Origin of the sequence: Flavobacterium sp. (assembly GCF_027483985.1) — a bacterium.
Taxonomy (GTDB): domain Bacteria; phylum Bacteroidota; class Bacteroidia; order Flavobacteriales; family Flavobacteriaceae; genus Flavobacterium.
The window spans coordinates 129157-140851 of record NZ_JAIXTJ010000020.1 but is presented as its reverse complement, the minus strand read 5'-3'; the positions used below and the strand labels follow the sequence as shown (position 1 = coordinate 140851).

16 protein-coding genes are annotated in these 11695 nt (G+C 33.8%); 3 read left to right on the top strand and 13 right to left on the bottom strand.

The features are described 5' to 3' along the window. Both Q0050_RS04560 and Q0050_RS04555 read right to left on the bottom strand, forming a co-directional pair. Positions 1 to 447 carry an N-acetyltransferase gene (locus Q0050_RS04560; protein ID WP_298392827.1) on the bottom strand — a complete coding sequence of 149 codons (447 nt, stop codon included), beginning with the start codon at positions 445 to 447 and terminating at the stop codon, positions 1 to 3. 18 nt (positions 448 to 465) lie between these two features. After that, complete coding sequence (locus tag Q0050_RS04555; protein WP_298392826.1) at positions 466 to 1716, bottom strand: glycosyltransferase N-terminal domain-containing protein; 1251 nt, start codon at positions 1714 to 1716, stop codon at positions 466 to 468. Positions 1717 to 2000: 284 nt separating this feature from the next. Here Q0050_RS04555 and Q0050_RS04550 point away from each other — a divergent pair, with 284 nt between their 5' ends. Together Q0050_RS04550 and galE are read left to right on the top strand one after the other, a co-directional pair. Further along, positions 2001 to 3131, top strand: a complete 1131-nt coding sequence (locus Q0050_RS04550) for a DegT/DnrJ/EryC1/StrS aminotransferase family protein (protein ID WP_298392825.1) — start codon at positions 2001 to 2003, stop codon at positions 3129 to 3131. 78 nt (positions 3132 to 3209) lie between these two features. Beyond that, entirely contained in the window at positions 3210 to 4223 is a 1014-nt protein-coding gene (gene galE / locus Q0050_RS04545) for a UDP-glucose 4-epimerase GalE (RefSeq protein ID WP_298392824.1), read from the top strand. Positions 4224 to 4278: 55 nt separating this feature from the next. Here the strand turns inward: galE and Q0050_RS04540 are convergent, their stop codons facing one another. The 7 genes from Q0050_RS04540 to fabD form a co-directional block, all read right to left on the bottom strand. Next, a complete protein-coding gene (locus Q0050_RS04540; RefSeq protein WP_298392823.1) occupies positions 4279 to 4530 on the bottom strand; it encodes a hypothetical protein in 252 nt (83 codons plus the stop codon). 74 nt (positions 4531 to 4604) lie between these two features. Further along, the gene (locus tag Q0050_RS04535; RefSeq protein ID WP_298392822.1) at positions 4605 to 4859 is read right to left on the bottom strand and encodes a hypothetical protein; all 255 of its coding nucleotides are present in this window, start codon (positions 4857 to 4859) and stop codon (positions 4605 to 4607) included. A gap of 32 nt (positions 4860 to 4891) precedes the next feature. After that, the gene (locus Q0050_RS04530) at positions 4892 to 5491 is read right to left on the bottom strand and encodes a hypothetical protein (RefSeq protein WP_298392821.1); all 600 of its coding nucleotides are present in this window, start codon (positions 5489 to 5491) and stop codon (positions 4892 to 4894) included. Between the two features lie 149 nt (positions 5492 to 5640). Continuing rightward, the gene (locus tag Q0050_RS04525) at positions 5641 to 6318 is read right to left on the bottom strand and encodes a peptidoglycan DD-metalloendopeptidase family protein (RefSeq protein WP_298392820.1); all 678 of its coding nucleotides are present in this window, start codon (positions 6316 to 6318) and stop codon (positions 5641 to 5643) included. A gap of 10 nt (positions 6319 to 6328) precedes the next feature. Then, a complete protein-coding gene (locus tag Q0050_RS04520; protein ID WP_298392819.1) occupies positions 6329 to 6712 on the bottom strand; it encodes a DUF3037 domain-containing protein in 384 nt (127 codons plus the stop codon). After that, entirely contained in the window at positions 6690 to 7478 is a 789-nt protein-coding gene (locus tag Q0050_RS04515; RefSeq protein WP_298392818.1) for a HipA family kinase, read from the bottom strand. Before Q0050_RS04515 ends, Q0050_RS04520 begins: the two co-directional genes overlap by 23 nt. Before the next feature lie 211 nt (positions 7479 to 7689). Further along, entirely contained in the window at positions 7690 to 8562 is an 873-nt protein-coding gene (fabD, locus tag Q0050_RS04510) for an ACP S-malonyltransferase (protein ID WP_298392817.1), read from the bottom strand. A 138-nt stretch (positions 8563 to 8700) separates the two neighbouring features. On the opposite strand from fabD, the gene Q0050_RS04505 reads away from it, so the two are divergent. Then, a complete protein-coding gene (locus Q0050_RS04505; RefSeq protein WP_298392816.1) occupies positions 8701 to 10338 on the top strand; it encodes a hypothetical protein in 1638 nt (545 codons plus the stop codon). Between the two features lie 34 nt (positions 10339 to 10372). On the opposite strand, the gene Q0050_RS04500 is transcribed toward Q0050_RS04505, so the two are convergent. Genes Q0050_RS04500 through Q0050_RS04485 form a run of 4 tightly spaced genes read right to left on the bottom strand, consistent with a single transcriptional unit; the run spans position 10373 to position 11634 of the window. After that, on the bottom strand, positions 10373 to 10894 hold the full coding sequence (locus tag Q0050_RS04500) for an NADPH-dependent FMN reductase (protein ID WP_298392815.1): 522 nt from the start codon (positions 10892 to 10894) through the stop codon (positions 10373 to 10375). A gap of 10 nt (positions 10895 to 10904) precedes the next feature. Then, positions 10905 to 11117 carry a hypothetical protein gene (locus Q0050_RS04495; protein ID WP_298392814.1) on the bottom strand — a complete coding sequence of 71 codons (213 nt, stop codon included), beginning with the start codon at positions 11115 to 11117 and terminating at the stop codon, positions 10905 to 10907. Then, positions 11101 to 11337, bottom strand: a complete 237-nt coding sequence (locus Q0050_RS04490; protein ID WP_298392813.1) for a (4Fe-4S)-binding protein — start codon at positions 11335 to 11337, stop codon at positions 11101 to 11103. Before Q0050_RS04490 ends, Q0050_RS04495 begins: the two co-directional genes overlap by 17 nt. A 15-nt stretch (positions 11338 to 11352) precedes the next feature. Beyond that, positions 11353 to 11634 carry a GNAT family N-acetyltransferase gene (locus Q0050_RS04485; protein WP_298392812.1) on the bottom strand — a complete coding sequence of 94 codons (282 nt, stop codon included), beginning with the start codon at positions 11632 to 11634 and terminating at the stop codon, positions 11353 to 11355. Positions 11635 to 11695 lie beyond the last annotated feature (61 nt).

Here is an 11695-nt window from a genome sequence, read left to right as displayed (position 1 = left end):
TTAGTGTAGTTTGTATTTTAATAATTTGCGATTATGAATTTCAAATTCGTTGGCAAGATACAATTTTTGTGCGTTTTCATTGTGATGTTCTACTTCAAGATAGAGCAATTTTAACGATAATTTAGGGATTTGTTCTTTTATGAATTGCAATGTTTTGGCTCCAATTCCTTTTCCTCTAGCAGATTCTTTAAGGTAAAGTTCGTCTACAAAAGCAATTCTTCCTTGGTATTCAAAACTAAAAACAAAAGTCAGAATTATATAGCCAACCAATTCATCCTCCGAATAAATCAACCAGGCTTTTCCAAGCTTTTCATCTGAAATAAACTCTTGAAATAGTTTTTTTGAAACTTCAATATCAATTGGATAATTGTCTATTGCATAGAAATCTTGCATCATTTGGGTGATGGTTTCGATTTGTGAAGGTTCTAAAGGTTGGAAAGTGGTCAAATGATTAACGATTGAAGATTAACGATTTTTGATTTTTGAATTTTCAATATGTTTCAAAATAACTTCCGTTGCACCTTTATTCATTTGCACAAAAGTGGCACAAATATGTCCTTTTTCGTGACGAACATCTTCATTGGAAATTAAATTATCAAAGGTTTCGTTCAGTTCGTTTTGGTTTGATATGGAAATACAACCTTCTTGATGAACTAAAGCAATGGCTTCAGCAAAATGAGAATAATTCGGACCAATAATAATCGGAACACCAAAAGTTGCAGGTTCCAAAATGTTATGAACACCAGGATTTCCAAATCCGCCACCAACATAGGCAATGTCAGCGTAGGAATAAATTTTGGTAAGGATTCCTATCGTATCGATAATAAAAATATTGAAATTTGATAAATCAATATAATTTTTTTCGGAAAATAAAATCGTTGATTTCGTTATCTGTGATTTCAGATTTGCAATTTGTTCCGATTTGATATTGTGTGGCGCGATGATGAATTTTATATCATCGGATGTATTATTAATGTAATGCACCAATAAATTTTCGTCTTTTGGCCACGAACTACCGATTACGATTGTAGTTTTATTGTCTTTGAATTGTTCTATAAAATCTAACGAATTATCTCGTTCTAAAATGGAAACTACACGGTCAAAACGCGTATCACCCGAAATTTTTACGTTGTTGAAACCAATAGATTGAATCAATTTTTTTGAACTTTCGTTTTGTACAAAAAAGTAGTCGAATGTTTTTAATGCGTTTCTGTAAAAACCGCCATACCATTTAAAAAAAGCTTGTTTTTCTCTGAAAATGCCTGATATTAAATAGGTTTTGATGTTTTGTTTCTTTAATTCATTCAGATAGTTAGGCCAATATTCATATTTAATAAAGAAAACTAATTCTGGATTTATCGCTTTGATGAATTTTTGTGCGTTGGATTTTGTGTCTAATGGCAAATAAACTGTAGCATCAGCAACCGTATTGTTTTTTCGAACTTCATAACCTGATGGAGAAAAGAAAGTTACTAAAATTTTATGGTTTGGATACTGTATTTTTATTTTTTCAATTACTGGTAAACCTTGCTCGTATTCGCCTAAAGATGCAGCGTGAAACCAAATAGTTTTGTCGGTTGAACTGATTTTACTTTGTAAAATTGAAAAAACTTCTTTTCGACCTTCAACAAAAAGTTTCATTTTCGGATTAAAAAGTGCCAATAGTTTTACTACTTGCGAAGCCAGAATTATAATTAAATTGTATAGAAAAAGCATTGTTGATTTTTAGTTGGGTAAAAATAAGATTTTTTGCCTCAGATTTTACAGATTAAACGGATTTTCACAACTAAATTTCTTTTGAAAATCTGATTTTGCAAAAGACAAATACTAACTAGCCCTGATTGGAGAGGAAATTTTTTTCTTTTGTTGCCTGAGGCACTCGAAGGCAACAAAAGAAAAAGATTGGAACGGAAAGCAGGAAAATGGCAACCAAAAAAAGCCCGAACCATTCGCTCCAAATAATAAGAAATGTTATACTTTTGTATTTCAAATTTTTTAAGATGAAGAAATTACAAATGGTTGACTTGAAAGGTCAATACGAAAAAATAAAAGAGGAAGTGAATGCTTCAATTCAAGATGTTTTAGAAAATAACACCTATATAAACGGACCTTTGGTTCATCAATTTCAGAAAGATTTAGAAGAGTATTTGGGTGTGAAACACGTAATTCCTTGTGCAAACGGAACCGATGCGTTGCAAATTGCTATGATGGGATTGGATTTGAAACCTGGTGATGAAGTAATCACAGCCGATTTTACGTTTGCTGCAACGGTTGAAGTGATTGCTTTGTTGCAATTAACTCCGGTTTTAGTAGATGTTGATAGGAATAATATGAATATTTCGCTTGACAGAATTCGTAAAGCAATTACACCACGAACTAAGGCGATTGTTCCAGTTCATTTGTTTGGTCGTGCGGCTAATATGGACGCGATTATGGAAATTGCAAACGAGCATAACCTTTATGTAATTGAAGATAATGCACAAGCCATTGGAGCCGATTTTAAATCGAACGATGGTTCTAAAAAGAAAGTGGGAACTATTGGTCACGTTGGAGCAACTTCTTTTTTTCCTTCTAAAAATTTAGGATGTTATGGCGATGGTGGAGCGATTTTTACTAACAACGATGAGTTGGCTCATAAATTACGCGGTATTGTAAATCACGGAATGTATGAAAGATACCACCACGATGTAGTAGGAGTGAACTCACGTTTAGATAGTATTCAAGCTGGAGTTTTAAAAGCGAAATTACCACATTTAGATACTTACAATAAAGCACGTCAAGATGCTGCTAGAAAATACAGTGTGGCATTAAGTGTAAATCCAAATATTTGGGCGCCATTTATTTGCGAAACTTGCGATTGCCACGTTTTTCATCAATATGTCATTAGAATTACCAACGGAAAACGCGACGGATTGTTAGCGCATTTGCAAGAAAAAGGAATTCCATGCGCAATTTATTACCCAATTCCGTTACACAGTCAAAAGGCCTATGCCGATGCAAGATACAAAGAAGAAGATTTCCCAGTAACGAATCAGTTATGTAAGGAAGTAATTGCGTTACCAATGCACACCGAATTAGACGACGAGCAAATCAAATTTATAACAGATACAGTTTTAGAATATTTAAAATAAGAAAATAGACACAAGAGTAAAGAAGCAAGATTTATTGTTGTCTTTTCTCTTGCTTCTTTTTTCTATTATCTCAAAAAAATGAAAATAGTAGTAACAGGAGGTTTAGGTTTTATAGGTTCGCATACCGTTGTTGAATTACAAAACGAGGGTTTTGAAGTGGTGGCTATTGATAATTTATCCAATTCATCAGAAAGTGTTCTGGACGGAATTTTCAATATCACAGGCAAAAAACCAATTTTTGAAAAAATGGATTTACGCGATAAAGCATCAGTTCAAAATTTCTTCAAAAAACACAATGATGTTGCTGGTGTGATTCATTTTGCAGCCTCAAAAGCTGTAGGCGAAAGTGTTGAAAATCCGCTTTTATATTATGAAAACAACATCAATGCTTTGGTTTATGTACTGCAAGAATTGAAAAACTTGCCTAATGCAAACTTTATTTTTAGTTCGTCTTGCACGGTTTACGGTCAAGCCGAAATGATGCCTATTACCGAAAATGCCTCTGTTCAACCGGCAGCGTCACCTTATGGAAACACAAAACAAATTGGTGAAGAAATCATTGCTGATGTGGCCAAAGTAACTACTATTAATGCTATTTTACTAAGATATTTCAATCCAATTGGGTCACATCCTTCAGCTGAAATTGGAGAATTACCATTAGGAATCCCGCAAAATTTAGTGCCATTTATAACACAAACCGCTATTGGAATGCGAGAAAAATTATCGGTTTATGGAAATGATTATCCAACTACTGACGGGACAGCTGTTCGTGATTATATTCACGTAGTTGATTTGGCTAAAGCACACGTAATTGCAATGCAACGTTTGTTAAAGAAACAAAACCTAGAAAAAGTAGAAACATTTAATCTAGGAACAGGTACAGGAAGTTCGGTATTAGAAGTAATTACAGCCTTCGAAAAAGTATCGGGTCAAAAATTAAACTATCAAATTGTAGGTAGAAGAGAAGGTGATATTACGGCGGCTTATGCCAATACAGATAAGGCCAATAATGTTTTAGGTTGGAAGGCACAATCTACTTTAGAAGAAAGTTTGGAAAGCGCATGGAAATGGGAACAAAAAATTAGAAGCTAACTACCATCTTTATTGAAATAAAAAATCCTCATAATTTTATGAGGATTTTCTTTTTTTACTTCTTAGCAGCTTCTTTCAGCTCTTTCCCAGCTTCGTCAAGTTTTTCAGCACCTTCTTCAAGAGCTTCACCTGCTTTAGCTTGAGTAGTGTCAACAGCTTCACCTGCTTTATCGGCTAAAGTGTCAACTCTTTGTTCCATTTCTGTTCCAACAGCGTCACCAGCTTCGTCGATTTTTTCTTTTGTTTTGTCTGCGCAAGACACTAATGCTACAGCCATAAATGCTAAAGCTAAAATTGTTTTTTTCATTTTTTTAAAGATTAAAATTAATAACAATAACAAGTATACAAATTAAATGCCAAAGATTAAAAAAATACGAATAATTATTTTTTTGTGGCTTCTTGAACTTGCTTAGCACCTTTTTCAACTTTTTCTGCTCCTTTAGCAATCAAAGCTTTTGCTTTTTCTCCAACTTTAGAAGAATCCAAAACTTTTTTGGCCTTTACTTTTGCTGAATCAGCCGCTTGTTTTAAATCAGCGCCAACAGCTTTCGATGCTTCTTTTACTTTGGCTTTGGTTTCTTCTTTGCAAGAAAGTAGCAATGCGGCAACTGCTACAGATAAAATTATTTTTTTCATAATTTAATTATTAATAATAGTATGTTATAGTTTTAAAATGGTATTTTCTTAATTTCTACTGCGGTAAAAGTCAAATTAAAGTCGGAGGTCTCCATTAAAAATTTTAAATAAGGCCTATTGGTGCTTTTATAAAAATCAGCTAAGAAAAAATCATTATGATTATTGAATAGTGTTCCGTCTATAAAAGGAGCATCTTCACTATAACAATAAGTAATTTTTACTGGTATTTGTTGTTTAAATATGCCACTATATACAAGGCACTTGCATTTTAATTTTAAAATAGATTCACTTGCAATCTCTCTTTTATAAATTAATTGGATGGTGTTATGTTTTACATCCAACGTATCAACTGCAAGAGAATCATTATAGCTTATAATTAATTGTCCAGTTAAGTTATTGTAAGATTGTGACTTGTTGCCTTTTTTTCCACTATTCAAATAACTTCTAACGAAATTCCCATTACCTAGATAATTTATTTTTAAACCATTACCATATCTGTTTTTTTGATTTTCTAATTCAGAATTAAAATCAAATGCTGTGATTTCAGTTTTAAATTTTACTTCAAGGTTATAACTTCCCTGCGAAAAAGAGAAGAAAGAAATTAAGAGCAAAAGATATTGATGAAGTTTCATTTAAAAATTTTTATACGCAAATGGTTTTGCTGTGCTTTCTTTTTGTTGTCAATCGAACTAAAACTTACAGCTAATAGGTTGACGCAGTAGGATTTTCCGTACTATACTAAATCAGTAATACAGTAAAACATAATGTTATATTCTCAAAACTAATAAATTTTTAATAATTCATTTGGATCAGGACAATTGCTTTTATAGAATTCTAAAGTATTTGTCGAACTTACTCCTGCATAATCACCTGTTTTTCCTTCAAGATCTATTATAATTTGAAAATGCAAATGTGGCGCATAATCACCATTGATTGGCGCCGAACCTAAAGTTGCAATAACATCTCCTTTGGTTACTTTTGCACCAACTTGTTTGCCAGATAAACTATCCAAACTTAAATGTCCGTATAAAGTATAAAAAGTAATTTCTTCTACTTGATGTTCTAAAATAATAGTTGGTCCATAATCGCCAAGTGAGGTATTGTTTTGAAAACTATGAATCGTTCCATCCAAAGCGGCGAGAACAGATGTGCCCGCTTTAATCCACAAATCCAAACCGATATGGATATTTCGCTCCTCCGATTTATCAGAATTGAAAACCGTACTTCTTTTGTAAAGATTTCTATTTTCTAAATAGCCACCATAAGCCACCTTCGCATTCTTTTTTGCAAGATATTCTTCAATATAATGTTCAAAGGCATTGGCATCGGTTAAATTCAAAAGTGACAAACCTTCATTGGTAGTAGACAAATCTATCGCTACATAATCCGTATAATCAATTGAAGCATCAATTACTTTTACATCATTTATTTTTTCAAATAAAGCAAGTATTTTATTCATATAATGGGTTTTATAAAACTAATTCAGCATAAAGTTTCGCAAAGGTTGCATTCAAATCTAAACTCAATCCAGTATGTGGTCGTGAAGTTTGAATGCTAGAACTTTTTACGGCTGTTAACCATCGAAAGCGCTCTGCAATGTCAAAGGTTGCAATAGGTCCAGCATTCTTATCGCCGTTTCCAATACTTACAAAAGATTCTAAGTTTTGAAGCAATTGGTCGTAATCAAAATCTGTACATAGAGATTTTATTTTTTCAGGAACGGCGTGATATTCAATTCGTAAATATTTTTGACGTTTACAAAAAAGCAATAATCCAATGTTAAGAAATTCTTCGCGCTCTACTTTTGGCACAACACGAAGTACGGCGTACTCATATAAGTGTTTTTCGTGCATCTTGAGCTTGTTTTAAAAATATGTTAGCGTTGGCCAACCTAATCGATAAAAATTGAAAATAAACTTCTTTTATTTCTTCTGGAGCAATAGCACCATTTTCCCATTGCAACCAGTCGTCGGGAATTTGATTTACAATTTCTTTTAAGATCGAATCGTTTAATTGTGAAGTAAATTTTAAATGTGCTTCTTCCAATTTGTTGGCTTTCGACAACAATACGTGATCTTTTATTAAGGAAAAAGGAGTAAGCGAATTAGCGTTCCAATTGTCCCAACTATGATGAAAATAGAAGGCAGCGCCGTGATCAATCAGCCAAAGTTCCTTGTTCCAAAGCAATAAGTTGGTATTTCTAAAAGTGCGGTCAACATTAGTAATAAATGCGTCAAACCAAACAATTTTAGAAGCAAGCAACGCTTCACAATCATTCGCAGCAGCGTCATAAGTGATGGAACCCGATAAGTAATGCAAACCCAAATTCAAACCTTGACTAAACTGCAATAAATCCTGAATTTCTTCATCGGCTTCGGTACGTCCAAAGGCTTCATCTAGATGCGCAAAAACCAATTCCGGAATGGGCAAACCAAGAAATTTCGCAATTTGACCGCCAAGAAACTCAGCAATCAAGGCCTTCACACCGTGACCAGCACCGCGAAATTTTAAAACATATTTAAAATCATCATCGGCTTCGGCCAAAGCAGGAAGCGATCCGCCTTCACGCAATGGCGTGATGTATCGGGTTACGTTTACTGTTCTTAAAGTAGAAATCATATAATAAACATTCTTGTAACAAAGATAGTTCAGATTTTTGGATTTTTAGAATGTTGGATTCTTAGATTCGTAAGATGATGAAATAAAAAAACTCCGATGGGTTTTCGGAGTTTTATTATACAATGTTTATTTTAGGATTTTCTTGTGAGATTCCTGCGGAATGACAACAACTATGGAATTCTCATTTGAAATCTACATATTGAAAACTGAATTACGCCGAATGCGTTGCTACTTCTTTGTCAATTTTACCAACTAATCCAACCAATACTTTTCCTGGGCCAACTTCAGTGAAACTTGTGGCGCCATCTTTAATCATTTGTTGTACCGATTGTGTCCATCTTACTGGAGCGGTTAATTGAATGATTAGGTTTTTCTTAATCTCATCAGCATCTGAAACGGCACTTGCAGTCACATTTTGATAAACCGGACAAATCGGAGTTGAGAAGGTTGTTGCTTCAATTGCTGCTGCTAATTCTTCTCTAGCAGGTTCCATCATCGGCGAGTGAAAGGCACCGCCAACAGGCAAAATTAAAGCTCGTTTTGCTCCAGCTTCTTTCATTTTTTCGCAAGCCAATTCTACCGCTTTGTATTCTCCTGAAATCACTAATTGTCCCGGACAATTATAATTAGCAGCCACAACAACACCATCAATCGAAGCGCAAATAGCCTCTACGATTGCATCATCCAAATTTAAAACAGCTGCCATCGTTGATGGAGTAATTTCACAAGCTTTTTGCATCGCTAAAGCACGTTGTGCAACCAATTTTAAGCCGTCTTCAAAAGATAAAGTGCCATTAGCAACTAAAGCAGAAAATTCTCCTAATGAATGTCCAGCGACCATTTCAGGCTTAAAATCTTCCAATGTTTTCGCTAAAATAACCGAATGTAAAAAAACTGCAGGTTGCGTTACTTTGGTTTCTTTTAATGCTTCAGCGGTTCCTTCAAACATAATGTCTGTAATTCTAAAGCCTAAAATTTCGTTGGCTTTTTCAAATAAATCTTTTGCTAACGGTGAGTTGTCATATAATTCTTTACCCATTCCTGTAAATTGTGCGCCTTGACCCGGAAATACGTATGCTTTCATAAATGTAGTTTAAAAGTTTAAAAAGTTTATGGGTTTAAAAAAAGTACCCAAAACTTTAGCAAAAATACTATTTTATTTAAATGGTGTAACTTTATTTTAACATTTGCGTCTAATCAAAGAACAAAAACCTACCCAATTATGAAAAAAATTAAAGTTAGTATCCTACTTAGTATCATTGCTTTTTTATGCTTTTATTTTGGTATGCCTGTTATTAATTATGGTTTTATCAGTTTGCCTATCATACTATTGATCATAACTTTTACAGCGTTACTTTTGGCAACCGGAATTTCTGTTTCTAATGATGGGAAACAAGTTAAAATCCTTAAAAAGCCTAGCAAGATTTATTATATCATTGTTGGTCTGCTGTTGTTTTATATTGTAGTTTTTCCGCTATGCACAAGCCTTCCTATGTTTAGAAGTCAATCGTATAAAAATTTAATTGGTAGTGTAGCCGATGGCAAATCGATTGCTAATCATATCGAACCAATTTCAATTGATGAAATACGTGTAGTAGATGAAGATTTGGCTTATTTATTAGGTGAAAAAATTCTTGGGTCACAACCGGCTTTAGGAAGTCAAGTCGAATTAGGGCACTTTTGTATTCAAAAAGTGGGTAATGATTTATACTGGGTAGCGCCTTTATTACATTCTGGTTTTTTTAAATGGTGGAACAATCAAGAAGGAACTGCGGGTTATGTTATGGTTTCTGCAACTAACGAACGTGATGTGAAATTAGTTCAGAATATTGGAGGAAAAGACATCAAAATTAAGTACCAAACGGAAGCTTTTTTTGGAAGTCAAATTGAAAGATATTTATATTTAAACGGATATGCAACAGTGGGTGTAACCGATTATACTTTTGAAATCGATGATGCCGGAAAACCATTTTGGGTAGCAACAGTTTATGATAAAAAAGTTGGTTTTGCAGGAAACGATGCAACCGGAATTGTAGTGGTTGATGCGCAAACCGGAACAATGACTGAATTCAAAATTGCAGATGCTCCAAAATGGGTAGATAGAGTGCAACCTATAAATTTTATTGAAGAACAACTCAACGATTGGGGCAAATATGTAAATGGCTATTGGAATTTTTCTAATGCTAATAAATTGCAAATTACAGAAGGGTTAACTTTGGTTTACGGAAAAGACAATAAATCCTATTGGTACACCGGTTTAACTTCTGTAGGGAAGGATGAATCGGCTGTGGGTTTTGTTTTAGTCGATACCCGAACCAAAGAAACTACTTTTTACAAGCAAAGTGGCGCAACAGAATTTGCAGCACAAGGGTCAGCAGAAGGAAAAGTACAAGAGAAAGGATACAAATCATCGTTACCAATTCCTTATAACATCAATTCAATTCCGACTTATGTGATGACTTTAAAAGATGATGGCGGATTGGTGAAAATGTATGCGATGGTAGCCATTAGCGATTACACTATTGTAGGTGTCGGAAATTCAATGAGAGAAGCCTTGACTTCTTTCAAAGGCGCTTATAATATGACCGGAAATAAATTGAGTGCTTCCAGTTTGACCAACAAAAAACAACTGAGTTCTATAATTACAAGAATAACCAATGATGTAAAAAATGGAAACAGCTTTTATTATTTTACAACCAAAGATTATCCGAATATTTTTGTAGGTTCATCGCAAATATCCAATCAGTTGCCCATAACAATTGTGGGTGATAGTATTAAAATTTCTTTTGATATTGACAACGAAGAAGTCATTGATGTGACAACATTTGAAAACACAACAATGAAGAAAAAAGCAAAATAAAAAAAACGCCTGAAAATTTTCAGGCGTTTTTTTGTTAAATCGATTGGATGATTTCTAATAATTGATTTTTTAAATCTTCATTTGTGATTCCTTTTTCGCTATCGAAATGGTCATAAAAACTTGGTAGTGAAAAACTACCTTTTACTACCGCACCTTGAAAAGGAAAACGATTGTTTGCAGTTTCCAAAACCGTACTTGCACCACGAGGTCCAGGAGAAGTCGCAAGTAAAAGTACATCCTTTTCCTGAAAAGTTTTGGCGTTAATTCTTGAAGTCCAATCGAAAATATTTTTGAAAGCAGTCGAATAAACACCATTATGTTCCGCAAACGAAATTACGATAACATCTGCCGTTCCTAATTTAGCATAAAAATCATGAGCCAATTGCGGAATGCCTGATGCAGCCTCTCTATCAGTAGAGAAAATAGGCATTTCGAAGTCGTTTAAATCCAAAATTTCTACAGTAGCATCTTGAAATTGATTAGCTACATAAGTTGCTAATTGTTTGTTGATAGAAGTCTTACTTGACGAAGCGCCAAAAGCGATAATTTTTTTCATAGTTTATAATTTATTTAGTTAACCAATTGCCTAATAATTTTCTCAATAAGGGCAGTAATACAAATACCATTAACGGAACAAGAATTCCAGTCATTATTAAGGTTCTAACAGGCAACGGAAAAGATTTAATGCAGTCTCCAATTAAAAGAGAAACTAATGTGATTGAAGGATAAATAGCTATCCAAACCATCACAGCAAATTTCCATTTAGGCGGTTGTTTCATTGTTTAAATAATAGGTTAAAGCTCCAGAAGGGCATTTTTTTATAGTTTCTATAATTTTTTCAGTAGTCGAATTTTCAGCAACAATCCAAGGTTGCTCTTTCGGTTTAAAAACCTCAGGATTGTTTTTTACACAAGCCGCAGCGTGCTGGCACAGGCCGTTTTTCCAAACAATGGTCACTTCTCCATTGGTGTATTCTTTAGTTAAATCGTTGCTATTCATAATTACAGTTTTAAATTACAAAACGTCTCTAAATTCAGGATTTTTGTCAAAAACACTTTTAGCAAAAGGACAAAGCGGAATAATTTTGATACCTTTTTTTCTGGCAAATTCAATGGCTTCTACCACCATTTTCTTACCAAAACCCTTGCCTTCATTACCCGGATTAACCTCGGTATGATCGATGATGATTTTATCATCACCTGCAAAAACAAAGTTCATCATCGCTTCTTGTTTCCCAGCTACATCAATATAAAAAACACCGTTTTTATCATTGATTTTTAATTGTACTTCCTTCATAACTTTTCTATTTTTAAAACTGAACACTCCCAAGAGCTATTACAACGAATTACTGAATACT